This window comes from Microbacterium sp. DWRC1-3 (assembly GCF_049896645.1).
In the GTDB taxonomy this organism is placed as follows: domain Bacteria; phylum Actinomycetota; class Actinomycetes; order Actinomycetales; family Microbacteriaceae; genus Microbacterium; species Microbacterium maritypicum.
Window position 1 is genome coordinate 240,013 of the sequence record NZ_JAFCUS010000001.1, and the last position, 24,200, is coordinate 264,212.

At 67.8% G+C, this 24,200-nt stretch carries 26 protein-coding genes and 1 tRNA gene; 18 read left to right on the forward strand and 9 right to left on the reverse strand.

Annotation, left to right across the window (positions count from 1 at the left end):
* The first annotated feature begins 47 nt into the window (after positions 1-47).
* Genes ileS through ndk form a run of 4 tightly spaced genes read left to right on the forward strand, consistent with a single transcriptional unit; the run spans position 48 to position 5,614 of the window.
* Positions 48-3,437 carry an isoleucine--tRNA ligase gene (gene ileS / locus ACP699_RS01145; RefSeq protein WP_426168468.1) on the forward strand — a complete coding sequence of 1,130 codons (3,390 nt, stop codon included), beginning with the start codon at positions 48-50 and terminating at the stop codon, positions 3,435-3,437.
* Positions 3,434-4,786: a bifunctional folylpolyglutamate synthase/dihydrofolate synthase gene (locus ACP699_RS01150; protein WP_055867556.1), complete on the forward strand. Its 1,353-nt coding sequence runs from the start codon at positions 3,434-3,436 to the stop codon at positions 4,784-4,786. Before ileS ends, ACP699_RS01150 begins: the two co-directional genes overlap by 4 nt.
* Positions 4,783-5,196: a DUF4233 domain-containing protein gene (locus ACP699_RS01155; RefSeq protein ID WP_229778863.1), complete on the forward strand. Its 414-nt coding sequence runs from the start codon at positions 4,783-4,785 to the stop codon at positions 5,194-5,196. Before ACP699_RS01150 ends, ACP699_RS01155 begins: the two co-directional genes overlap by 4 nt.
* A gap of 1 nt (position 5,197) precedes the next feature.
* Complete coding sequence (ndk, locus tag ACP699_RS01160; RefSeq protein ID WP_017830321.1) at positions 5,198-5,614, forward strand: nucleoside-diphosphate kinase; 417 nt, start codon at positions 5,198-5,200, stop codon at positions 5,612-5,614.
* Positions 5,615-5,700: 86 nt separating this feature from the next.
* Here ndk and ACP699_RS01165 read toward each other — a convergent pair whose 3' ends face one another.
* Positions 5,701-6,318: a vitamin K epoxide reductase family protein gene (locus tag ACP699_RS01165; protein ID WP_426168474.1), complete on the reverse strand. Its 618-nt coding sequence runs from the start codon at positions 6,316-6,318 to the stop codon at positions 5,701-5,703.
* A 282-nt stretch (positions 6,319-6,600) separates the two neighbouring features.
* Here ACP699_RS01165 and ACP699_RS01170 point away from each other — a divergent pair, with 282 nt between their 5' ends.
* A complete protein-coding gene (locus tag ACP699_RS01170) occupies positions 6,601-9,252 on the forward strand; it encodes an Rne/Rng family ribonuclease (protein ID WP_426168477.1) in 2,652 nt (883 codons plus the stop codon).
* Here the strand turns inward: ACP699_RS01170 and ACP699_RS01175 are convergent.
* The gene (locus tag ACP699_RS01175) at positions 9,217-9,483 is read right to left on the reverse strand and encodes a DUF4031 domain-containing protein (protein WP_055867569.1); all 267 of its coding nucleotides are present in this window, start codon (positions 9,481-9,483) and stop codon (positions 9,217-9,219) included. The genes ACP699_RS01170 and ACP699_RS01175 overlap by 36 nt on opposite strands.
* Positions 9,484-9,728: 245 nt before the next feature.
* Between ACP699_RS01175 and rplU the strand changes: the two genes are divergently transcribed.
* The 11 genes from rplU (at position 9,729) to ACP699_RS01230 (ending at position 17,552) form a co-directional block, all read left to right on the forward strand.
* On the forward strand, positions 9,729-10,037 hold the full coding sequence (gene rplU, locus ACP699_RS01180) for a 50S ribosomal protein L21 (protein WP_028501602.1): 309 nt from the start codon (positions 9,729-9,731) through the stop codon (positions 10,035-10,037).
* Between the two features lie 18 nt (positions 10,038-10,055).
* A complete protein-coding gene (rpmA, locus tag ACP699_RS01185) occupies positions 10,056-10,313 on the forward strand; it encodes a 50S ribosomal protein L27 (protein ID WP_028501603.1) in 258 nt (85 codons plus the stop codon).
* Positions 10,314-10,413: 100 nt separating this feature from the next.
* Positions 10,414-11,913, forward strand: a complete 1,500-nt coding sequence (obgE, locus tag ACP699_RS01190) for a GTPase ObgE (protein ID WP_055867574.1) — start codon at positions 10,414-10,416, stop codon at positions 11,911-11,913.
* Positions 11,910-12,695: a glutamate 5-kinase gene (gene proB, locus ACP699_RS01195; RefSeq protein WP_055867577.1), complete on the forward strand. Its 786-nt coding sequence runs from the start codon at positions 11,910-11,912 to the stop codon at positions 12,693-12,695. Before obgE ends, proB begins: the two co-directional genes overlap by 4 nt.
* Positions 12,696-12,704: 9 nt before the next feature.
* Entirely contained in the window at positions 12,705-13,958 is a 1,254-nt protein-coding gene (locus tag ACP699_RS01200; protein WP_055867580.1) for a glutamate-5-semialdehyde dehydrogenase, read from the forward strand.
* A gap of 65 nt (positions 13,959-14,023) precedes the next feature.
* On the forward strand, positions 14,024-14,248 hold the full coding sequence (locus ACP699_RS01205; RefSeq protein WP_021198522.1) for a hypothetical protein: 225 nt from the start codon (positions 14,024-14,026) through the stop codon (positions 14,246-14,248).
* 6 nt (positions 14,249-14,254) lie between these two features.
* Entirely contained in the window at positions 14,255-14,860 is a 606-nt protein-coding gene (gene nadD, locus ACP699_RS01210; protein WP_055867584.1) for a nicotinate-nucleotide adenylyltransferase, read from the forward strand.
* Entirely contained in the window at positions 14,857-16,056 is a 1,200-nt protein-coding gene (locus ACP699_RS01215; RefSeq protein WP_426168488.1) for a hypothetical protein, read from the forward strand. The genes nadD and ACP699_RS01215 overlap by 4 nt, the downstream gene beginning before the upstream one ends.
* Entirely contained in the window at positions 16,056-16,436 is a 381-nt protein-coding gene (gene rsfS, locus ACP699_RS01220) for a ribosome silencing factor (protein ID WP_017830333.1), read from the forward strand. Before ACP699_RS01215 ends, rsfS begins: the two co-directional genes overlap by 1 nt.
* A 1-nt stretch (position 16,437) precedes the next feature.
* On the forward strand, positions 16,438-17,127 hold the full coding sequence (locus ACP699_RS01225; RefSeq protein ID WP_055872381.1) for an SDR family oxidoreductase: 690 nt from the start codon (positions 16,438-16,440) through the stop codon (positions 17,125-17,127).
* Between the two features lie 140 nt (positions 17,128-17,267).
* Entirely contained in the window at positions 17,268-17,552 is a 285-nt protein-coding gene (locus ACP699_RS01230; protein ID WP_055867594.1) for a hypothetical protein, read from the forward strand.
* Positions 17,553-17,702: 150 nt separating this feature from the next.
* On the opposite strand, the gene ACP699_RS01235 is transcribed toward ACP699_RS01230, so the two are convergent.
* From ACP699_RS01235 to ACP699_RS01260, 6 genes are all read right to left on the reverse strand, one after another.
* Entirely contained in the window at positions 17,703-18,464 is a 762-nt protein-coding gene (locus ACP699_RS01235) for a hypothetical protein (RefSeq protein WP_426168493.1), read from the reverse strand.
* On the reverse strand, positions 18,461-19,378 hold the full coding sequence (locus tag ACP699_RS01240; RefSeq protein WP_426168496.1) for an ABC transporter ATP-binding protein: 918 nt from the start codon (positions 19,376-19,378) through the stop codon (positions 18,461-18,463). The genes ACP699_RS01235 and ACP699_RS01240 overlap by 4 nt, the downstream gene beginning before the upstream one ends.
* Positions 19,375-19,608, reverse strand: a complete 234-nt coding sequence (locus ACP699_RS01245; RefSeq protein ID WP_426168499.1) for a PLD nuclease N-terminal domain-containing protein — start codon at positions 19,606-19,608, stop codon at positions 19,375-19,377. The genes ACP699_RS01240 and ACP699_RS01245 overlap by 4 nt, the downstream gene beginning before the upstream one ends.
* A 133-nt stretch (positions 19,609-19,741) precedes the next feature.
* Entirely contained in the window at positions 19,742-20,326 is a 585-nt protein-coding gene (locus ACP699_RS01250) for a helix-turn-helix domain-containing protein (protein ID WP_426168502.1), read from the reverse strand.
* A 70-nt stretch (positions 20,327-20,396) separates the two neighbouring features.
* Positions 20,397-21,020: a hypothetical protein gene (locus tag ACP699_RS01255; RefSeq protein ID WP_426168505.1), complete on the reverse strand. Its 624-nt coding sequence runs from the start codon at positions 21,018-21,020 to the stop codon at positions 20,397-20,399.
* Positions 21,021-21,103: 83 nt separating this feature from the next.
* Positions 21,104-21,176 (reverse strand) — tRNA-Ala (locus ACP699_RS01260).
* 148 nt (positions 21,177-21,324) lie between these two features.
* On the opposite strand from ACP699_RS01260, the gene ACP699_RS01265 reads away from it, so the two are divergent.
* Positions 21,325-22,395, forward strand: coding sequence for an NAD(P)-binding domain-containing protein (locus ACP699_RS01265; protein WP_055867609.1), 1,071 nt, complete (start codon positions 21,325-21,327; stop codon positions 22,393-22,395).
* Here ACP699_RS01265 and ACP699_RS01270 read toward each other — a convergent pair.
* A complete protein-coding gene (locus ACP699_RS01270) occupies positions 22,382-23,404 on the reverse strand; it encodes a DUF2804 domain-containing protein (RefSeq protein ID WP_426168509.1) in 1,023 nt (340 codons plus the stop codon). The genes ACP699_RS01265 and ACP699_RS01270 overlap by 14 nt on opposite strands.
* A 136-nt stretch (positions 23,405-23,540) precedes the next feature.
* Here ACP699_RS01270 and ACP699_RS01275 point away from each other — a divergent pair, with 136 nt between their 5' ends.
* Complete coding sequence (locus ACP699_RS01275; protein WP_426168512.1) at positions 23,541-24,197, forward strand: SDR family oxidoreductase; 657 nt, start codon at positions 23,541-23,543, stop codon at positions 24,195-24,197.
* Positions 24,198-24,200 lie beyond the last annotated feature (3 nt).

The window sequence follows — 24,200 nt, forward strand, 5'->3', positions numbered from 1 at the left end:
GATCGTCCTCGCAGGAGCATCCGCCACGACGACCACTGCGAGACACGATGACCTACCCCCGTTCCTCCTTCGGCCCCGCCGCCGATTCCGTCGCGCCCAGCCCCCGCTTCCCGCAGATCGAGGAGGAGGTGCTCGCGTTCTGGAAGACGGACGACACCTTCCGCGCCTCGATCGCGCAGCGTGAGGGCTCACCCGAATGGGTGTTCTACGACGGGCCTCCGTTCGCGAACGGCCTGCCGCACTACGGCCACCTGCTCACCGGGTACGCGAAGGACGTGTTCCCGCGCTTCCAGACCATGACCGGCCACAAGGTCGATCGTGTCTTCGGGTGGGACACGCACGGGCTGCCGGCCGAGCTCGAGGCCATGAAGCAGCTCGGGATCACCGAGAAGGCCGAGATCGAGGAGATGGGCATCGACGTCTTCAACGCGAAGGCGAAGAGCTCGGTCCTGACCTACACGCACGAGTGGCAGGACTACGTCACCCGTCAGGCGCGCTGGGTCGACTTCGAGCGCGGGTACAAGACGCTCGACCTCGGCTACATGGAGAGCGTGCTGTGGGCGTTCAAGACCCTCTACGACAAGGGCCTCGCCTACGAGGGGTACCGCGTGCTGCCGTACTGCTGGCGCGACGAGACTCCGCTCAGCGCCCACGAGCTGCGCATGGACGACGACGTCTACCAGATGCGTCAGGACCCGTCCGTCACGGTCACCTTCCCGCTGACGGGAGCCAAGGCGGAAGCGCTCGGCCTCACCGGCGTCCGCGCCCTCGCCTGGACGACCACGCCCTGGACCCTGCCGACCAACCTCGCGCTCGCCGTGGGCCCGGAGATCGAGTACGTCGTGCTCCCCGCCGGTCCGAACGGCGCGGCCGACGTGCATCAGGCCGCAGGGACGACGGATGCCGCGATCGAGTCCTCCGCGCACCGCTACCTGCTCGCCCGTCAGCTCGTCGGCGGATACGCCAAGGACCTCGGCTACGAGAGCACCGAAGAGGCTCTCGCGGCCGTCGACGCCACGGTCCGCGGCGCCGAGCTGCAGGATGTGACGTACGACCGGCTGTTCGACTACTACGCCGACACCGAGACCTACGGGACCGAGAACGCCTGGCGCATCCTGGTCGACGACTACGTCACCGTCAGCGACGGCACCGGCATCGTCCACCAGGCCCCGGCCTACGGTGAGGACGACCAGCGTGTCGCCGGCGCCGCCGGGATCCCCACGATCCTGTCCCTCGACGACGGTGGACGCTTCCTCCCGAACGTCACCGATGTGGCGGGCGAGCTGTGGATGGAGGCGAACACTCCGCTCGTGCGCCTGATCCGCGACAACGGTCGTCTGATCCGCCTGCAGAGCTACGAGCACTCGTACCCGCACTGCTGGCGCTGCCGGAACCCCCTGATCTACAAGGCCGTCTCGAGCTGGTTCATCCGCGTGACGGACATCAAGGACGACCTGCTCGCGAACAACGAGCAGATCACGTGGGTGCCGGAGAACGTCAAGCACGGGCAGTTCGGCAAGTGGCTCGAGGGCGCGCGCGACTGGTCGATCAGCCGCAACCGCTACTGGGGTTCGCCGATTCCGATCTGGAAGAGCGACGACCCGGAGTACCCGCGTGTCGACGCCTACGGCTCGCTGGAGGAGCTCGAGCGCGACTTCGGCACGCTGCCGCGCAACCCCGAGGGCGAGATCGACCTGCACCGGCCGTACATCGACGACCTCACGCGCCCGAACCCCGACGACCCCACCGGCAAGAGCACGATGCGCCGCATCGAAGACGTCTTCGACGTGTGGTTCGACTCGGGCTCGATGCCCTATGCGCAGGTGCACTACCCGTTCGAGAACCAGGAGTGGTTCGACTCGCACTCGCCGGCCGACTTCATCGTCGAGTACATCGGGCAGACCCGCGGCTGGTTCTACGTCATGCACGTGCTGTCGACCGCGCTGTTCGATCGCCCCGCGTTCACGGGTGTCAGCTGCCACGGCATCGTGCTCGGCAGCGACGGCTACAAGATGTCGAAGTCGCTGCGCAACTACCCCGACGTGTCCGAGGTGCTCGACCGCGACGGCTCCGATGCGATGCGCTGGTTCCTGATGTCGAGCTCGGTGCTGCGCGGAGGCAACCTCGCGGTCACCGAGGAGGGCATCCGCTCGGGGGTCCGCGAATTCCTGCTGCCGCTGTGGAACTCGTGGTACTTCTTCGCGACCTACGCCAATGCATCCGGCGCCGACGGCTACGAGGCCTCCTGGCGCACCGACTCCACCGATGTGCTCGACCGCTACATCCTGGCGCGTCTGGGTGACCTCGTCCGCGAGGTGCGCGCCGACCTCGAGGGCCTCGACTCCACCACCGCGTCCGCGCGTCTGCGTGACTTCGCCGAGGTGCTCACCAACTGGTACATCCGGCGTTCGCGCGACCGCTTCTGGACCGGCGTGACGGAAGACCCGAAGAGCCGCGAGGCCTTCGACACGCTCTACACCGTGCTCGAGACGCTCACCCGTGTCGCGGCGCCTCTCGTACCGCTCGTCAGCGAGCGCGTGTGGCAGGGCCTGACCGGCGGACGCAGCGTGCACCTGACCGACTGGCCCGACGCGGCGCAGTTCCCGGCGGCGGACGAGATCCGCGACGCGATGGACGCGGTACGCGAGCTGTCGAGCGTCGGCAATGCCCTGCGCAAGAAGGAGAAGCTGCGCGTGCGCCTCCCGCTCGCCCGCTTCACCGTGGTCTCGCCGCTGGCGGCGTCGCTCGGCCAGTTCGAGGACATCCTCCGCGAGGAGCTGAACGTGAAGTCGGTGGAGCTCGTCCCGCTCGCCGATGACACGGCGACGGAGTACGGCATCGCCCACCGCCTCAGCGTCAACGCCCGCGCGGCGGGGCCGCGTCTGGGCAAGGACGTGCAGAAGGCGATCCAGGCTGCGCGTTCGGGCGACTGGAGTGAGGTGTCCGGCGTCGTGACCGCGGGCGGCATCGTGCTCGAACCCTCGGAGTACGAGCTCGTGCTCGAGACCACGGGCCGCCCGGAGGGAGAGGCTCTCGCCATCGTCCCCACCGGCGGCTTCGTGCTGCTCGACACGACGACGACCCCGGAGCTGGAAGCCGAGGGGCTCGCCCGGGATGTGATCCGCGCCGTGCAGGAGACCCGCAAGAACGCCGACTTCGACGTCAGCGATCGCATCCAGCTGGTGCTCCGGTTCCAGGACGACGTGGACACCGCGGCTGTCGTCTCCGCCTTCGACCTCGCCGGGATCGCGGCGGAGACCCTGGCCGAGGAGTACTTCGTGATCGACGCGCAGGGCGACTCGATCTTCGGACACGGGACGGTGCTCGCCGCCGCCGCGGCAGTGACGCCCGAGTTCTCCGCCGTCATCCCCGCCGGCACGTATGCGAACGCCGGTGACTTCACGATCGCCGTCACCAGGATGGGAGCAGCAGCATGAGCGCCGCCGACCGGGCCGATGCCGTCTACGAAGCCCTTCTGAGCCGCGCGGGAGAGCGCTGGGTGCAGCCCCGCAAGGAGCGCACCGCCCGCATCCTCGCCTTCCTCGACGACCCGCAGCGCACCTACCGCGTTGTGCACATCACGGGCACGAACGGCAAGACGTCGACCGCGCGGATGATCGAGAGCCTGTTGCGGGCGCATGATCTGCGCACCGGATTGTTCACGAGTCCCCACCTGGAGCGCTTCACCGAGCGCATCATGATCGACGGCGAGCCGATCGCCGACGAGGCGGTGGCGGACGCGTGGGACGAGATCGAGCCGTTCGTCGACATCGTCGACGCCGAGCTCGAGGCAGCCGGCGACGCTCCGCTGACGTTCTTCGAGCTGCTGACAGTGCTGGCGTTCGTCGCAGTGGCCGACGCGCCGATCGACGTGCTGGTACTCGAGGTCGGCATGGGCGGCGAGTGGGATTCCACGAACACGGCCGATGGTGACGTGGCGGTGTTCGCCCCGATCGACATCGACCACGCCGACCGTCTCGGCAGCACGATCGCCGAGATCGCCGAGGTCAAGGCCGGCATCATCAAGGAGGGCGCGGCGGTGGTGTCGGCCCAGCAGCCCGCAGAGGCGGCCGAGGTGCTGCGTCGGGTGGCGGCAGAGCGCAACGCGACCATCGCCTTCGAGGGCGAGGAGTTCGGTCTCACCGAGCAGAAGCTCGCGGTCGGTGGGCAGCTGCTCACGATCCGCGGCCTGGCGGGGGAGTACGCCGAGGAGTACCTCCCGCTCTACGGCGCGCACCAGGGGCACAACGCCGCTCTCGCCGTCGCCGCCGTCGAGTCGCTCATCGGCGGGGCCACTCAGCGCATCGCCGCGGACATCGTCACGGCAGGCCTGCAGGAGAGCACCTCGCCCGGAAGGCTGCAGCTGCTCGGCATCGCCCCGACCGTGATCGTCGACGCCGCGCACAACCCGCACGGCGCCAAGGCGCTCGCTCAGGCGCTGGACGACAGCTTCGACTTCGACGAGTGGGGTCTGGTGCTCGGTGTGCTCGCCGACAAGGACGCCGCCGGTATCGTCGCTGAGCTGGCTCCCACCGCGGCGCACGTGTTCGCCACCGCTCCGGATTCCGACCGCGCGAGCGATGCAGATGCGATCGCCGACCTCGTCGAGCAGAACGGACAGCGCGCGACCGTGCACCACTCGCTCGCCGATGCCGCCGACGCCGCGCGTGAGTGGGCCGCATCCTCCGACCGGCGCGCGGTGATCATCGCGGGGTCGGTCGTGCTCGCCGGTGAGGCGATCGCGCTGGCGCAGGACGAGGATTGGAAGGCGGGGTGGCGCGCATGAGCGCCGAGGCGACACCTGCTCGTCGGCCACGTCCGCCGCGCACCCTCGTGCAGAAGCTCGCACCGGTCGTGCTGGGCTTCGAGGCCATCGTGGTCTTCCTCGTCGGCCTCACGATCTTCGGGCTGCGCCAGCTTCCCGAGGGGATCGAGCAGTGGTGGGCGATCGTCGCCGGCGCCGTGCTCGCGCTCGCCTGCATCGTGATCGCCGGGATGATCACGAAGCCCTGGGCGCTCACCGCCGGATGGGTCATCCAGGCCGTCGTCGCCCTGTCGGCGTTCTTCGTCCCGTCGATCCTGCTCGTCGTCCTGATTTTCGGCGGCATGTGGGCGTATGCGACCATCGGAGGGGCCCGATTGGACGCACGACGCCCCGCCGAGCCCACGACCGAGACTCAGACAGAGAGTGAATGACATGGCCACCGAAGAAACCCTCGTCCTCGTCAAGCCCGATGGTGTCGCTCGCGGCCTCACCGGCGCGATCCTCGCCCGCATCGAGGCGAAGGGCTACGCCCTCGTCGACATCCGCCTGGTCGAGCCCGACCGCGACCTGCTCGCCGAGCACTACGCAGAGCACGAGGGCAAGCCGTTCTATGAGCCGCTGCTCGAGTTCATGCTCTCCGGCCCTTCGGTCGCCATCCGTCTCGCGGGCAACCGCGTGATCGAGGGCTTCCGCTCGCTCGCGGGCACCACCGACCCGACGACCGCGGCCCCCGGCACGATCCGTGGCGACTTCGGTCGCGACTGGGGACTCAAGGTGCAGCAGAACCTCGTGCACGGCTCGGACAGCCCCGAGTCGGCAGCTCGCGAGCTCGGCATCTGGTTCGACTGAGCGCCCGTCACGCCGAAGAAGCCCGCCCGTCGATCCGAGGATCGACGGGCGGGCTTCTTCGGTATCCGTCCGATATCAGCCGAGGGTCAGAAGACCATGCCGATGACCTCTCCGAGGAGGTCGAGGCCGCGCAGCTGGGCGAGCAGGATGACCACGGCGTAGGCGAGGATCGTCGCGAGTGGGACCCAGACCATCAGTCGGTTCGCCCGGTCCTTCAGCTTCTCGTTGTTCGTGAACGTGCCGTTGCGGGTCAGATGCAGCATCGTCGCGAAGAAGGTGGGGATGGTGACCGACCAGGTCAGCATGCACCAGGGGCAGAGCACGCCGAGGTTGGGCGCGTAGATGCTCTGCCAGATCAGCCAGCACACGAGGCCGAAGGCGAAGGTGACGCCCGCACCGAAAGTCATCCAGAACCATCGCGGGAAGCGCGAGCCTGCGAGCAGTGCGACGCCGATGAACAGGGGAGCCATCCAACCGGCGATGCCGAGCAGGGGGTTGGGGAAGCCGAACACCTCGCCCTGCCACGAGTCGAGATTCTTGCCGCACTGGATCATGACGCTGACGTTGCAGCTCAGCACGGCGTCCGGATTCGCCGCCAGCACGAACTTCTCGATCGTGAGCTGGAAGGCGGCGAACCAGCCCACCACACTCGCGATGATCAGCCAGACGGCATAGATGACGGGGCGGGTGCGCTGCTCGCTCATACTGGGGATTATCCCAGCGACTGCTATGGATGCGGCGAGAACAGGCCGGAGAAAACTCGCTGCGCGTGATGGGATGCCGCGAACGGAGCCACTTGGTGCGATAATGGCCTGTGATGCGATGAACGGCGTTGCCGCGACACGCATCGAGCAGACTTCGGGGTCCAATGCCCCACGCGATCAGAGCCATGAGCCGGTCGCAAACCGAGTGAGTTCGCGGAACCCGCGGGTACCGCATGAGATTTCACAGGACACCGAGTGTCCCGTGCAGGGAGTAAGCCAGAGATGGCCGATGACAACAATGACAACAACGCCCCTACCCTCGACTTCCCGGCTGACGCCGCGGGAGAGCTGACGGAGCCCACTGCTCCCGAGGCGGACGACCTCACAGGGTCGTCGGACGAGGGCGATGAGCTCTCCGAAGCGGCAGAGGTGGCAGAGGACGCCGCCGCCGATGACGTCGCCGCCGGCTATGCCGCTGCGGATGACGCCGCGGCCGCTGCCGACGACGCTGCTGCTGCCGCCGAGTCGGTCGCGGATGCACAGGCGGAAGCAGAAGCTGACGCGGAAGCCGCTGCAGGAGCGAGCGCTGAGGCAGAGGAGACCACCGAGACGGTGAGCACCGACACCGAGACGCTGCAGGCTGCCTCTTCAGAGGCAGACGCAGAGTCCGTGGCCGAGCTGGTCGTCGAGGAGACCACCGCCTCGGAGACCACCGCCGCGGAGACGGCCGTCGAGGAGAGCACCGCCTCGGAGACCACCGCCTCGGAGACGGCCGTCGAGGAGAGCACCGTCGAGGAGGCTCCGGTGACCGCCGTGTCGCTCGGCCTGCTTCCCGAGGTGTTCGTCTCCCAGGTCTCCACGCAGCTGCACTTCTACGCGCCGGAGGTCGTCCCTCTTCCCGCACGCCCGGGTCGCGAGCGCATCTTCGACCGCATCGCCGAACGCGAGCAGCCCCAGGAAGACGCGGCGGGCCGTGGTCGTGGCCGTCGTCGCCGCGGTGGCTCCGAGGGCGAGGATCAGCGTGAAGAGCCGCGTCAGCGTCAGCGCGTCGTGGAGTACATCACCGAGCCGAAGGCCATCAAGGGGTCGACACGTCTCGAGGCGAAGAAGCAGCGTCGCCGCGACGGCCGCGATGCCGGACGCCGTCGCCCCGTCGTGACCGAAGCAGAGTTCCTCGCGCGCCGTGAGTCGGTCGACCGCAAGATGGTCGTCCGGTCCAAGAACGGCCGTACCCAGATCGGCGTCCTCGAGGACGGCGTGCTCGTCGAGCACTATGTCGCCCGCAACCAGGACGCGTCGCTCATCGGGAACGTCTACCTGGGCCGCGTCCAGAACGTCCTCCCCAGCATGGAGGCCGCCTTCGTCGACATCGGTCGCGGGCGCAACGCCGTGCTGTACTCCGGCGAGGTCGACTGGGACGGTGTCGAGACCGGCAACCAGCCGCGTCGCATCGAGCTGGCGCTCAAGCCCGGCGACCGCGTTCTCGTGCAGGTGACGAAGGACCCGGTCGGACACAAGGGCGCGCGTCTCACGAGCCAGATCTCGCTCCCCGGCCGCTACCTGGTCTACGTGCCGGGCGGGTCGATGAACGGCATCAGCCGCAAGCTCCCCGACAACGAGCGTGCGCGCCTCAAGCGCATCCTCAAGGAGGTGCTGCCGGAGTCCTCCGGCGTGATCGTCCGCACTGCGGCCGAGGGTGCCACCGAAGACCAGCTGACCCGTGACGTACAGCGACTCACCTCGCAGTGGGAGCACATCCAGAAGCAGGTCGAGAACCAGCAGGCGCCCGCGCTCCTGCACGCTGAGCCCGACCTTCTCGTGAAGATCGTCCGCGACGTCTTCAACGAGGACTTCACGAAGATGCTGATCCAGGGCGAAGATGCGCAGCAGACCATCCGTGCGTACCTGGAGAGCGTCGCCCCCGACCTGCTGGAGCGCGTCGAGGCCTACGAGGACGAGACCGACCCCTTCGATGCTTTCCGCATCACGGAGCAGATCGAGAAGGCGCTCGACCGCAAGGTGTGGCTGCCCTCCGGCGGCTCGCTCGTGATCGACCGCACCGAGGCCATGACGGTCGTCGACGTCAACACCGGCAAGTTCGTCGGCTCCGGCGGAAACCTCGAGGAGACGGTCACCAAGAACAACCTCGAGGCTGCGGAGGAGATCGTCCGCCAGCTGCGTCTGCGTGACATCGGCGGCATCATCGTCGTCGACTTCATCGACATGGTGCTCGAATCCAACCGCGACCTCGTGCTGCGTCGACTGATCGAATGCCTGAGCCGCGACCGCACGAAGCACCAGGTCGCCGAGGTCACCTCACTCGGCCTCGTGCAGATGACGAGAAAGAAGCTCGGCCTCGGCCTGCTGGAGACGTTCAGCGAGGCGTGCGAGGTGTGTGCCGGTCGTGGCGTGATCGTGCACCACGACCCGGTCGTGAAGCACCGCTCCAGCAACAGCAATGGGGGCGGCAACAGCAACGGCAACGGGCAGAGCGGTCGTCGCCAGCGCGGCAACGGCGGCAACGGCAACGGCAACGGCAACGGGCAGAGCCAGAGCGCTCCTGCGGCGCCGGCCGTCACTCACAGCATCACAGAGGGCGCCAAGTCGGCTCTCGCGCAGATCGCGGCCTCGACCATCGCTCCGACGGCCGAGGGGGCGGCGCAGGAAGCCGAGACGGTCGACGTCGCGGCGGAGGCGCCCGCAGCTGCCGAGCGTCCGAAGAAGGCCCGCAAGAAGCGCGGCGGCGACCGCAAGGGCCCGAAGACTCCCGCTGAGCAGCTGCTCGACTCGGTTCTCGATGCCCTTCCGGAGCCGAAGGCACCCGGTCAGGGGCGAGGGCGTCGTCGAGTGAGCACGGCAGCGCTCACCGGCACTCCCGTCTCGGTGAACAACGAACCGTCAGCGCCGGTCGCGGCTGCGGACTCGGAGTCCTGAGGCGATCAGGCGACGCACCAACTCTTTGCCTTTCACATGCTGAGCGCCGGCGGCGACGAGCCGGGGGATGATCTCCTCCGGCACGTCGTAGTGGTCGAGGTCGAACGCGCGCGGAGCGATGCCGTTCGCCCGCGCGAACGCGTGCAGCTCATCGAGGCTCTCGTCGCTGACCAGGTGTGCCCACAGGCGTCCGTGGGCGGGCCAGAGCGGGTCGTCGACGAGTACGGTCACCTCGTCAGCCTACGTCCGCAGCGATGGGGTGGGGCTCGAGCGTGCGCCCAGACAGATCGGAGGCGGCCCGCTTTGCGACACAGACCCGCATCCGGTAAAGTAGTCCCTTGGTGCGTATGCCGCGTCGTCCTCGTCGGCCGAAGCGGAGAGTCTTGCGTTCGCACCCGCCGTTCTGCGGTGCATGCAAGCAACAGTCTTCCCGTGAGATCTCGGAGCCGCGAGCTCCCCAACGAAACAGGTATGAAGTGGTTTACGCAGTAGTGCGCGCCGGTGGGCGGCAGGAGAAGGTCGAGGTCGGCACGATCGTTCAGCTCGACCGTGTCAAGGCTGCCCAGGGCGAGAAGATCGAGCTGGCTGCAGTGCTGCTCGTCGACGGCGCCACGGTGACCACCGACGCTGACTCGCTCGCGAAGGTCAAGGTCACGGCTGAGGTCATCGGCAACCTCCGCGGCCCGAAGATCATCATCCAGAAGTACAAGAACAAGACCGGCTACAAGAAGCGTCAGGGCCACCGCCAGGAGCTCACGCGCGTCAAGATCACCGGCATCAAGTAAGCCCGAGGGGATTAGGACATGGCACATAAAAAGGGCGCAAGCTCAACCCGTAACGGTCGTGACTCCAACGCTCAGCGCCTCGGCGTGAAGCGCTTCGGCGGTCAGCAGGTCCTCGCCGGCGAGATCATCGTCCGCCAGCGCGGCACGCACTTCCACCCCGGCGTCAACGTCGGCCGTGGCGGCGACGACACGCTGTTCGCTCTGGCCGCCGGTGCGGTCCAGTTCGGCGCGAAGGGCGGCCGCAAGGTCGTCAACATCGTCGCCGCAGCTGAGTGATCACAGCGCGACACTAGATATCCGGTTCGGGGCGGGCTTCGGCTCGCCCCGTCCGTGTATCTGCCCTCCGAAAACGCACAGCAACCCAGAGGACTAGCAAATGGTCACGTTCGTCGACACCGTCACACTGCACCTGCGTGCGGGTAAGGGCGGCAACGGCTGCGTCTCCGTGCACCGCGAGAAGTTCAAGCCGCTCGGCGGCCCGGACGGAGGCAACGGCGGTGACGGCGGCGACGTCGTGCTCGTCGCCGATCCTCAGACCGGCACGTTGCTGTCGTATCACCACTCGCCGCACCGTTCCTCCGGCAACGGCGGTCCGGGCATGGGCGACCACCGCTCCGGGTTCCTCGGTGAGACGCTCGAGCTGCCGGTCCCGGTCGGCACCGTGGTGAAGAACACCGCAGGCGAAGTCCTCATCGACATGATCATCCCCGGTGAGCGGTTCGTCGTCGCCAAGGGCGGGATGGGTGGCCTCGGCAACGCCGCCCTCGCCACCCCGAAGCGCAAGGCCCCCGGGTTCGCTCTCCTGGGCACCCCTGGGCACGAGGGTGACATCATCCTCGAGCTGAAGACGGTCGCCGACATCGCCCTCGTGGGCTACCCGTCCGCCGGCAAGTCGAGCCTGATCGGTGCGATCTCCGCCGCCCGGCCCAAGATCGCCGATTACCCGTTCACGACCCTCCACCCGAACCTCGGCGTGGTGCAGGTCGGTGACTTCCGCTACACGGTCGCCGATGTGCCCGGGCTGATCGAGGGCGCCAGCGAGGGCCGAGGACTCGGTCTCGAGTTCCTCCGCCACGTCGAGCGCTGCTCGGCGCTGCTGCACGTGCTCGACTGCGCGACTCTGGAGCCCGGTCGTGACCCGATCTCCGACCTCGACGTCATCCTCGCCGAGCTCGGTGCCTACGAGGTCCCCGAGGGACAGACGCCGCTCCTCGAGCGCCCGCAGTTCATCGCTCTGAACAAGATCGACGTCCCCGAGGCACGCGACCTCGCCGAGCTCGTGCGTCCCGATCTCGAGGCCCGCGGGTTCCGCGTGTTCGAGATCTCCACGGTCTCCCATGAGGGGCTGCGTCCGCTCACCTTCGCGTTGGGCGAGCTCGTCGAGAAGGCGCGTGCCGAAGCCGCGCTCGAGACGCCGCCGGAGCGCGTCATCATCCGTCCTCGCGGCTCCAAGAAGGAATTCACCATCCGTGTCGAGGGTGGCACCTACGGCAACGTGTACCGCATCCTGGGTGAGAAGCCGGTTCGATGGGTGCAGCAGACCGACTTCCAGAACGAAGAGGCCGTCGGCTATCTCGCCGATCGACTCGAGAAGCTCGGTGTCGAGGATGAGCTCTTCCGTCTCGGCGCCGTTCAGGGCTCGACGGTCGTCATCGGCGAGGGCGACAGCATCGTCTTCGACTGGGAGCCCACCATGACATCGGCCGCGGAGCTGATGAGTGCGCCGCGTGGAACCGACCCCCGTCTGGCCCCGAACGCGCGACGGACGACGTCGGAGCGACGCGAGCAGTACTACGAGCGCATGGATGCCAAGGCCGAAGCCCGCGCCGAGGTCGAGACGCAGCGTCTCGCCGCGTACCGCGAGGACGGCGAGTGACAGCACGAACCCGCGCAGAACTCGCCACTGCGTCCCGCATCGTCGTCAAGGTCGGATCCTCCTCGATCAGCGGTGAGTCGTCCTGGCGCATCCCCGTCATCGTCGAGGCCCTCGCTGCCGCGCATGCACGCGGAGCCGAGGTCGTGCTGGTGTCATCGGGTGCGATCGCGTCGGGCATCCCGTTCCTGCGGTTGGACGCCCGCCCGACCGACCTCGCGACCCAGCAGGCCGCGGCGGCGGTTGGTCAGAACATCCTGATGTATCGCTACCAGGAGTCGCTGCGTCCCTTCGACATCGTCGCAGGGCAGGTGCTCCTCACCACCGGTGACCTCGAGAACCCGACGTCGCGCTCCAACGCCCGTCGCGCCATGGAGCGACTGCTCGGGCTGCGCACCCTGCCGATCGTGAACGAGAACGACACGGTCGCAACTCAGGAGATCCGCTTCGGCGACAACGACAGGCTCGGTGCGCTCGTCGCCCAGCTGATCGAAGCCGATGCGCTCATCCTGCTCAGCGACATCGAGTCGCTCTACACGAAGCCTCCGACCGATCCCGACGCCGAGCCGATCGACATCGTGGCCCCGGACGCCGACCTGACCGGCCTCGAGTTCGGAGCGACGGTCGTCAACAGCGTCGGCACCGGGGGAGCGGCCACCAAGGTCTCGGCGGCGCGCCTCGCGGCGGCGTCGGGGATCGGGGTGCTGGTCACCAGTGCCGACCTCGTCGAGCAGGCTCTCGCCGGCGCCGAAATAGGGACCTGGTTCGAGCCGGCCACCTCATAAACTGGGCGGATGACCGACCAGACCCCGCAGGCACGCCTCGAGCGCGCCAAAGAGGCCTCCCGCGCCACGGCAGCGCTCACGAGCGATGACAAGGCCCGTGTGCTCGAATCCATCGCCGTGTCCCTTCTGGATGCCGCGCCGCGCATCATCGAGGCGAACGGTCGCGACATCGCCCGCGGACGCGAGGACGGCATCGGGGAGTCGCTCATCGACCGGCTGCGTCTCGACGACAAGCGCGTGGCGGCCCTCGCCGCGGCTGTGCGCGAGGTGGCCGCTCTCGCAGATCCCGTCGGCCGCGTTGTCGGCGGACACCGGATGCCCAACGGCGTAGCTCTCGAGCAGGTGCGCGTGCCGTTCGGTGTGGTCGGCGCGATCTACGAGGCCCGCCCCAACGTGACGGTCGACATCGCCGCGCTCGCGCTGCGTTCCGGCAACGCCGTGGTGCTGCGGGGCGGGAGTGCCGCCCGCGACTCCAACACCGTCCTCGTCGACGTCATGCGCAGCGCCGTGCAGAACGCTGGACTCACGCCCGAGGCGATCCAGACCGTGGACGACTTCGGTCGTGACGGCGCGAAGGCGCTCATGCACGGTCGTGGCTTCATCGATGTCCTGATCCCGCGGGGGAGTGCGGGCCTCATCGAGGCGGTCGTCACGGAGTCGACCGTGCCCGTCATCGAGACCGGAGCGGGCAACGTCCACATCTTCCTCGACGAGACGGCGCCGGACGACTGGGCGAGTGACATCGTCGTGAACGCCAAGGTCCAGCGCCCGAGCGTGTGCAACGCGGTGGAGACCGTTCTGGTGCATCGTCAGGCGGCTCCGCGTCTGATCCCCCTGGTGGCCAGCGCGCTGCAGAGCGAAGGGGTCGCGATCCACGGCGACGACATGGTCGCCGGTCTCGTCTCCAACGTGATCCCCGCGGTCGAGGACGACTGGGAGACCGAGTACCTGAGCCTCGACATCGCGATGAAGGTCGTCGACTCCCTCGATGAGGCGCTCGATCACATCCGCCGATACAGCACAGGTCACACGGAATCGATCATCACGACCGACTCGCGCAATGCGGAGCGCTTCCTCGCCGAGGTGGACTCAGCCGTCGTGATGGTGAATACCTCGACCCGCTTCACCGACGGCGGCGAGTTCGGCTTCGGAGCGGAGGTCGGCATCTCCACCCAGAAGCTGCATGCGCGGGGGCCGATGGGCCTGTCGGAGCTGACCAGCACGAAATGGCTCGCGCGTGGGGCGGGGCAGACCCGCGGCTGAGGGCTAGACTGGGGGACGCTGTACATCACAGGATCCCGAACAGCACGCCACGAAACGGAGTCAGGATGAACCTCGTCGCACAGATCGCGATGGCCGCTGCCGAAACCGAGCACCACGGCAACGTCGCGCTCGAAACGGTGATCTTCGGAGCCATCGCTGCGGTCGTGTTCGCCTTCCTCGGACTGGTGACCTTCTCCTACAAGAACGTCGCCAACCGTCACTCGGCGAAGGCCGAGGCCTGGGCTGCGCAGCACGGCAAGGACGGTCACGAGGCGGGACACGGCCACTAGGCCCCCATGAACGACGCTGCGACCACGCGCACCCCGCGCATCGGCGTGATGGGCGGCACGTTCGACCCCATCCATCACGGCCACCTGGTCGCAGCCAGCGAAGTCGCGAACTCCCTCGGTCTCGACGAGGTCGTATTCGTGCCGACCGGACACCCGTGGCAGAAGTCGGGCGTCTCGCCGAGCGAGCATCGCTATCTCATGACGGTGATCGCCACCGCCTCGAACCCGCAGTTCACGGTCAGCCGTGTCGACATCGACCGCGAGGGCCCCACCTACACGATCGACACGCTGCGCGATCTGAAGCGCGATCGTCCGGATGCGGAGCTCTTCTTCATCACCGGTGCCGACGCCGTGGCGCAAATTCTCAGTTGGAGGGACCATGATGAGTTGTGGGAGTTGGCCCACTTCGTCGCGGTCTCACGCCCCGGACATGTCCTGAGCACCGACGGCCTCCCGAGCGACAACGTCAGCCAACTCGAAGTGCCGGCGCTGTCGATCTCGTCGACGGACTGCCGTGAACGCGTTCGCGACGATCAGCCGGTCTGGTATCTGGTCCCTGATGGGGTCGTTCAGTACATCGCGAAGCATCATCTGTATCGGAGCAAGGCATGAGTACATCGGATCAGCAGGAGCAGGGTCCGCTGACGCGAAAGCAGCTGCGGGAGATCCGGCTGACGGGATCGACCCCGGTCATCTCCAACGAAGAGGCCGCTGCGGCGGCTGAGGCGGCACCCCCCGTGCCGCCGCTGCCCCGTGCTGTCGAACCCGTCGAGGTCGCGCCGGCACCGACGTCGAACGCCGACGAGGCGAACGGCGATGCACCCCTGACGCGTCGTCAGGCACGTGAGCTGGAGAAGGTCCGCACCGCCTCGGTTCCGGTCATCGCCGACGACGATGCTGCAGAGGATTCCGACGACACGGAGTCGGAGCAGCCTGCCGACCACGCGCCGGAGGAAAACCCCGTCGAGTCGACCGCCGCCATCGCGGACGATGCTGACGCTCCTGCGGAGATCGTGTCGGGTGTCCCGGACTTCACCAGGAACGAAGAGCCCGGCGACGACGACGACATCGACGACGAGGTCGCCATCGCACCCGTGAGCGCATCCGTCGCCGCGGACTCGGTGGGCGAAGTTCCGCTCGAGGTCGCTGATGAGCAGGCTGAGGAGTCGGCGCACGACGAGGACGTGGCTTCGGCTCTCGGCCTCGTGACGAAGGACGCCGACGGTTCCGACGAAGATGCCGACGACGTGCTCGCCGACGTCGACGATGCCGATGACGACGACGACGATGACGCCGAGGTTCGCCCCACGGTCAACCCCGCCTTCGGTGAGGGGCTCCTCGCCGATGCTCCGGACCCGCATGCGCCGTTCCGCCCGTCGTTCGACGAACTGCTCACCGTGGGCGACTCGACCGGTTCGCAGCACTCCGCGCCGAACGCCCTGATCTTCACCCCGTCTCCGGGCGAAGGATCACTCTCCGGCCCTGTCGCCTCCACCGGCGAGATCCTCGTCACCGGGTCATACGAACTGCCGCAGGGCATGGGCTCGCAGGGCCATGCTCTCGGAACCACCGACGGCAAGGACGTCGACGCTGTTCTCATCGACGGCGAGCTTCCTCCCGCGTCGTCCCCCACGCCGATCGCCGCCAGCTCGGCGGTCAGCACCATCAAGCCCGCCGGCGAGGTGATCCGTCCGCCGGCGCCTGAGAAGGGCAACCGGCTGATGATCACCCTGGCGATCGTCGCCGGAGGCCTCGCCCTCGCTGTCGGTGTCGTCGTCATCATCGCCATCACCACGAATGTGTTCTGATGCAATCACCTGAAACCGCCGAAGAGATGCTGCGCCTCGCAGCACAAGCCGCCATCGACAAGGGTGGAGAGGATCTCGTCGCGCTCAACGTCTCCGAGCCGCTTCCGCTCGTGGACATCTTCCTGCTCGTCACCGGAAACAGCGAGCGCAACGTCGCCGCGATCGCCGATGAGATCGAGGACCGACTGATCGAGTCGGGCCACAAGCGGGTACGACGTGAGGGACGTGCAGAAGCGCGGTGGGTGCTGCTCGATTTCGGCGACCTGATCGTGCACGTCTTCCACCAGGAGGAGCGCGTCTACTACGGTCTCGAGCGTCTCTGGAAGGACTGCCCCGTCGTTCCGATCGACGTGGCCGAGCCCGCCGCAGACCCCAGCTGACATGTCGACGCACCTGATCACGGGTGCGGGCTCCGGCATCGGCGCGGTTCTCGCCCGTCGACTGCTGTCCCGTGGCGACGGCGTGGTGGCGCTGGTCCGTGACGCTGGGCGTGCCCGGCAGATCGCGGAAGAGCTCCCCGGCGCATCCGTCCTCGTCGGCGACCTCGCGCAGCCCGGCCGTCTGTCGTGGGCGCTGTCGAAGCAGCATCTGCCCGACCGCATCGACTCGCTGGTGCACGTCGCCGGCGTCGTCGATCTCGGTGACGTCGCCGACCTCGCCCCCTCACTCTGGGAGCAGCAGCTCGCGGTCAACCTCATCGCGCCCGCGGAGCTCACGCGCCTCCTGTTGCCGGTGCTGCGCGTGTCTCAGGGTCAGGTCGTGTTCGTGAACTCGGGCGCCGGGCTCCGTGCCAACGCCGGATGGTCGGCGTATGCGGCATCGAAGCACGGGCTCAGGGCCCTCGCCGATGCGCTGCGGGCGGAAGAGGCCCAGCACGGCGTGCGGGTGACCTCGATCTACCCCGGGCGCACCGCCACTCCGATGCAGGAGCGCGTGCATCAGCAGGAGGGGCAGGAGTACGACGCCGGCCGCTTCATCACCCCGGAGGCCGTCGTCACGACGATCCTCACTGCGCTCGACCTCCCTCGCGACGCGGAGATCACCGACCTCACGGTGCGACCGGGCCGCTGAATCGTCGCGGTTCTCCGCGCCCGTGCCGCGACCGAATCCACCGACGGCACCGTCCTCGCGTGGTGTCAAGGGGCTTCCCCGGCAACGGTTCGTGGCGCACTCTCTAGGGAGAGAGAGAGAGAGTCCTGGAGGGCCCCCACATGTCTGAACTTCCGGATCCGCGTTTCATGCTGAATCGCATCACGGCATCGGAGTGGGTGATCAACGACCTTCGTTACTCGCCCAACGATCCACGCCACGTGGTCGCGTGCGTGTACGAGCTCGCCGAAACAGAAGTCGAAGTGACCTGGTTGCGCGACCTGCCTCTCGCCACCCGATACGGGACCGTTTTCGAGGTGCTCGAGGACGTCGAGCGGATGCGTGGTTCGAGCAGGGCCACACGTCCGATCTCCATTCCCCATCGGCCGCCGCTGCTGGCGACGTAGTCGACCGCACGAGGCGCTGGCCACCGCGACGAAGCGCACCCCTCGATCATCGAGGGGTGCGCTTCGTCGTTCACCTGTGGAGTGCTCCACCGACCGAGGTCCTCGGAGAAACCGCGCGCGTCAGGCCGCACAGACACGCTCACACGTGACCTATGCGTCGCGTCGAAGGCTCTGCCGGTTCGAGATGAGACCGGCAGTGATCACGCATCCGACGGAGACGGCTGCCGCCGAGAGCAGCGGCGCCGCGAGGTCCGCGAGTCCGACGCCTGATGCAGTGAGCAGCGTCGTCGGAGCCCAGGTAGCCAGTGAGTCGACGCTGCTCAGCAGCGGCAGTACCAGCATCAGCAGGGTCGCGGCGGCGATCGCGGGGGCGGTGCGCCTGGTCAGCGCCATGATGAGGTATCCGATGCTCATCGCCATGACGAGGTAGAGCGCCGACGCCACGCCGACAGTGATGATCAGCCCGCTGTCGATCGGACCGAGGAACACCGTGGTGAGTGCGGTAGCGAGCAGCAGGGCCCCGGCGTAGCTCCCGACGGCCGCGATCCAGTTGATGACGAGGCGGGGCAGCATCAGCGGGGCGAGGTGTCTGACCCGGGTGCGGTAGAAGATCGAAGAGCCGGGGCGGGTGTCCCAACTCATGGAGGTGATCGCGAGGGCGACAGCCAGAATGAGACCGAGTTGCATGGCGCTCTGGTTGAACAATGCGATCCCGTCCATCGGGGTGGCGTCGGCAGCTTCGATGGTGAGTTGCTCAGTGCCGGCGGCAGCGGCCAGCAACTCGGGCATGTAGAGCGCGAGGGCGGGGCCGGAGAGTCCGAAGAACGCGAACACGGCAAGCAGACCAATCAGCGCTCCGGAACGGATGAGGCGTCGCGTCTCGACGCGGGCCGAGGCGAGGATGAGTGTCATCGGTGTTCCTGGTTCTGGATGATGCGGGCGAATGACGCGTCGAGGTCGCGATCGCTCAGAGTGACCTCGATGATGGGCGCGCGGAGGTTCTGCAGGGCGGTCACCAGGTGTTCGGCGGCTGATTCGAAGCTGGGGAAGCGGACCGTGCACAGCATGTCCGCGTCGAACTCGAAGCGCGCTTCAGGGACAGCAACCGCAAGGTCGGCAGCGCTGATCTGCGCGGGGGCGCCGAGGCGGATCGCCCAGACGGGCGCGATGCCCTCAGTGAGGATCGACGCCGTCGTTCCCTGGGTGATGACGCGCCCTTGGTCGATGACGACGATGTGGTCGGCAAGCTGTTCGACTTCGCTGAGCATGTGGCTGGAGAGCAGGATGCAGCGGTGGCGCTTCTGCGCGGTGATGATCCCGCGCACGTCGGCGCGGCCGATGGGGTCGAGCGCGCTGTTCGGCTCATCGAGGATCAGGATCTCCGGATCCGTGACCAGCGCTGCCGCGATGCCGAGGCGTTGGAGCATGCCGCGCGAGAAGTCTGCGACACGACGATCCTTCACCGATCCGAGGCCGCACGCCTCGAGGGCCTCCCGTGCGGTCTCACGAACGATTCGCGCTCGGTCTTCGCGTCTGCGTGACATCGCGAGGGAGATCTCCACCACTTCGAGTGCGGTGAGCCAGGACTCGAACTGGGGCACGTCAGGGCAATACGCCACACGTGCGTTCGGCGAGGCGAACTCGACGGTGCCCGACTCGGGCCGGGCGAGGCCTGCGATGATGCTGAACAGGACCGTCTTTCCGGCTCCGTTGGGCCCGATGACGGCCGTCACGGCGCGTTCGTCAGCGGTGAAGTCGATGCCACGGATGCCACCACCGCCCGGGTAGATACGGGTGAGGTCTCCGACCTTCAGCGCCGCGGTCACCGCAGGTCCTCGTCTCTGAGTCTCTCGCCCCGGGCTCGGCCGATGATGATGTAGATGACCGCGCCGACCGGGACGGCGAACAGCACGATCAATACCCACGCCCACTTGGGGAGATGCTCGACGGGCCTGCGGATGATGTCGACGAGTGACCATCCGATGAGCACGGCCACGAGGACGAGAACAGGCATGAGGGGGAGGAGCATCGACGTGTCGAAGTTCACGGCGTTCACAAGGACTTCCCTTTCTTTCAGAGGATTGCCGTGGCAGAGTGCGCGGGTGCTGCACGAGCCACGCACGGCGAGCTGAATCAGTGGTGGGCACCAAACCACCACTGACTCGCCGCCTTCGCGACGTCGATATCGCTCAGCCGTTCGGCTCCGCGCTCTTCGGGGTGCTGCCCCGACGCGCATCGCCTCCGGGGGCGGTTTCGCGCGGCATCAGAACCGTGCTGAGAGTGCGACGACGGCGACCCGCGGACGGTTCGTTGGTCAGCACGCCTTCGAGTGCCGTCATGAGGGTGCGCCCGAACTCATCGACCTCCTCGTCGCTGGCCCAGAAGGACGCCTGAGCGAAACTGACCTGATCGGCGTGCAGGTCCGGGTCTCCGGCGTGCAGATAGTCGCTGAAGTCGCGGATCAGTCCGGAGGTGAAGACCGTGAACGCCGTCAGCAGCTCCTCGTTGCTCAGGGAGTTCAGTTCCTCCGCTGAGGGGTTGGCGAAACTCGGGGAGAGGCGGTAGGTCCTCTCGCTCGCTCCTCGAACCTGCTGCTCATCTGCCACCTCGATCAGCTCGTGCGTGACCAAGTGGCCGACGTGCCGGTAGAGGGTGGCGATCGGGATGTCGGCCAAGCGCTCATGAAGCTGGTGCGTCGTGAGTTCCTCCTCGCCCAGCAGCGTCTGGACGATACGAAGGCGAACCGGATGCAGAAGTGCCGAAGAAGTAGCCACATCGCAACGCTATCAGTATTGATAGTGATAATGGTAAACAGCGTGGCCTCGCTGCCTCACGGTCGACAGGTCAGTTGACGGCGGGGCGGGGGTGATAGACCGATTGAGCCTCTACGGCTGCGGTGGCGAAATCACCGTCTGCATTGATGACGTGGCCGCGAGCCAGCGTGAGTCCGGTGGCGCGGCCCCGTCCCTTGAGCACGGCGCCGCGCAGGTCAGGGTCGGGGTCGCGGTGGCTCCCGCCGCCGACGAGCGAGACGTTCACCGCGGCGACGTCGCCGAGGATCTGCGATCCATCGCCCAGCGTGGAAGCGCCTGCGAGGTCGATCCTCCCGATGAGACGCACTCGACTGCCGACGGTGATCACGGCATCGTGACGATTCGCGAGGAGGGCAACGGCGTGCGGGCCGAACTCGTTGTCGGCACCGATGCTCACGCGCCCGCCGTCGGTCGCCTCGATGCGGGTGCCCTCGAAGAACCTGTTGCCGTCTCCGATACGGAGAGCGTCGGATTCAGCGTCGATACGGACGTTCGGTGAGAACACGTTTCCTGTCCCGATCCGAGCGTGCACGGAGAGGAGGGCGGAGTAGGGGTCGATGAAGACGTTGTGATCGTCCGCGAGGAGCTCGCTCACCGTCCGATAACCCAGGAGCGTGCGCACGCGGTCCGCGTAGGCGAGGGGTGTCTCCGTCATGGCGCCTCCTGATCGCGTCCTCGTCCACTGGAGCGACCCCCATGAGACGAAGAAAGCCCCCGGGGAACCGGGGGCTTTTTCTGTGGACCTGAGGGGACTCGAACCCCTGACCCCCTGCATGCCATGCAGGTGCGCTACCAGCTGCGCCACAGGCCCAGACGCTGTTCCGGACCAGCCGGAGCAACTTGAAAAGAGTACTACACGAATCGACACGAGCACCAATCGGGGTGGGTATCCCGGGCGCGTCACGGCGTGGACGACGGCGGAGAGGAACAAGCGCGTGGAGCGGGGCGTTGAACCCGGCGTGAGCATCCTCGACAGTCTGGTGATCGGCGCAGGGCAGGCCGGCCTCTCGGCATCCTTCCACCTCGCGCGGCTGGGCATCTCGCACGTGGTCCTCGACGCGGATACGCGTCCCGGGGGTGCCTGGCAGCACCGGTGGGACGCGCTGACCATGCGTGACGTGCACGGGGTCGCAGAGCTGCCGGGAGACACACCTCCACCACGCGACGGCACACGCGCGAACGAGGCAGTGCCCGCCTATTTCGCCGCCTACGAGCACAGGCATGCCCTCCCGGTGCTCCGTCCCGTGCACGTGGAGCGGGTGGACGACCGGGACGGCGTGCTCGTCGTGCGCGCCCGCGAGGGGGAGTGGACGACCCGCACCCTCGTGAACGCGACCGGCACCTGGTCGCATCCCTTCCTGCCGCACTTCCCCGGTATGGAGACCTTCGTCGGCGAACAGCTGCACACCGTCGACTACCCGGGGCCGGAGCACTTCATCGGCAAGCGGGTGCTCGTCGTGGGCGGGGGAGCGTCCGCCGTGCAGTTCCTCGGCGCACTCGCGCCGATCACCGACACGCTGTGGGTCACCCGTCGAGAACCGGTGTGGCGCAACGACGACTTCACACCGGAGGCAGGAGCTGCAGCCGTCGCGCTCGTGGAGCAGCGCGTCGCCGCCGGTCTCCCTCCTGAGAGCGTGGTCAGCGTCACCGGGCTCATGCTCCGCCCGCAGGAGCGGGAGGCCGAGCGTCTGGGCGCCTACGCCGACCGGCGCCCCCTGTTCGAGCGGATCGAACCCGACGGGGTGCGGTGGGCCGACGGCAGCTTCGAGCAGGTCGACGTGATCCTGTGGGCCACCGGGTTCCGCCCTGCGGTCACGCACCTGGCTCCTCTTCACCTGCGCAGTGCGGCCGGGGGCATCCAGTTGGACCGGAACGGCCGCGGTACGACGGCTGTCGCAGACCCCCGAGTGCAGCTGGTCGGCTACGGTCCGTCGGCGAGCACGATCGGTGCCAATCGTGCCGGTCGCTCGGCGGCGAAGGGAGTGCAACGGGCGCTGCAGTCCACGAACGCGCGCGTCACCAGCGGTTGAGCACCTCTTCCGCGAATCCTTCGATGCCGTCGACATGCACCTGCGTTCCGGTGTCGTCCCGTACCCAGCCCGACCACACGCCGAAGAGCTGATCCGTCCTGCTCGAGATCACCAGGGCATTCGTGCGCGAGTGCTTGTCATAGAACGGGGTGAAGGTGAGGTCGGCGCTCGTCCCGTGCACACGCCACGGGCGCAGGAACTGCTCGGGGTCGTAGTCCCAGACGAGCTCCTCGCTGATCTTCGACAGGCGTCCGCCGACCAGCAGCGCGTTCTCGGTCGCCCCGGAGCCGTCGGTCCATTTCGAGCCCAGCTGCAGCCCTATGACGCGGCCGTCGACGGTACCGCTCCCCGCCGCCCAGTTCCAACGCACACGGTAGGGCCAGCGTCCGCGCCCGTGGTCGAGCACCGCCCAGCTGCCCGCGGACACGTCGTGGGTGACGCCGTCCACCGTCACCGTCCCGGTCGTCGGGCGTGCCACATCCTTCACCGTGTACTGGAAACGGGAGATGTCCTCTCCTCGGCGCCAGGGGACGACGACACCGAGGGACTCGTGACCGGGAGGACGGCCCGCCAGCAGGTCGAAGGACACCCGTGGAGCGGTGCCACGCAGACGGGTCCCGTCGAACGTCTCGTCGACGTCGATGGTGATGCGACGGGTGCGCGCTCGGACGGGCCCTGCACCGAGAGACGCCGGTAGCGTCGCGCTGCGGCCTCCCGGCGATATCACCGTCGTGCCGATGTCGTCACCGGTCGCTCGGTCGAGCACCCACACCTCATGCAGCGACATGTAGTCGACGCACGACACCGTGAAGGCGATGATGTGCGACGCCGTCATCACGTTCCAGTACTCCCAGCGCTTGTTGCGCCCCCAATGACCGCGGCCCGGGATCCCCGAGGTGTCGTGCACCGGTACGCGCGACCAGCCCAGCGCATCGTGGTTCAAGGCCCCGTCGGGGGTGGTGAGTGACACGTGCGCGGTGATCTCGCGCTCGATCAGCGGTGTGGGCATCGTCGTCCTGCTGTCGGGAGGGACACCGTCTCGGGTCGGCGTCGTTGACCCGAGTGTAGAGGACCGAGTGCCGGGTTCGGGATCGACAGCGACCAGACCCCCGCCGCGCTCGGGGAGGGGAGCGTAGGGTGAAGACATGTCGCGAATCATCGTCTTCGGCGGCCACGGCCGCATCGCCCTCCTGCTCGCGCCGCTCCTGGTCGCTCGAGGGGATGAGGTGACGGGAGTGATCCGCAACCCGGAGCATTCCTCCGATGTGGAAGCCGGCGGAGCGAAAGCGCTGGTCGCCGACGTCGAGAGCATGGACGTCGAGGCGCTCGCCGAGATCATCCGAGGTCACGACGCCGTCGTCTGGTCGGCAGGTGCCGGCGGCGGGTCTGCCGAGCGCACCTACGCGGTCGACCGCGACGCGGCGCAGCGCTCCATGGACGCGGCCGAACGCGCCGGCGTCCGACGGTATGTGATGGTGTCCTGGCTCGGCTCCACCGCCGATCATGGCGTGCCGCAGGACGATTCCTTCTTCCCATACGCGGACGCGAAGTGGGCCGCTGACGAGCACCTGCGAGGAACCGGCCTCGAGGGCACGATCCTCGCACCGGGAACGCTCACCTTCGACGAGCCCACCGGCCGGATCCAGATCGACCCCGACGGTCGAGGAGCGGTATCACGCGCCGACGTCGCGGCCGTGATCGCAGCCACCCTCCACGAGCCGTGCACGGTCGGCCGGACGATCCGCTTCGGGAACGGCGACACCGACGCCGCGGTGCCGATCGCCGAGGCCCTCTCCTGCTGACGA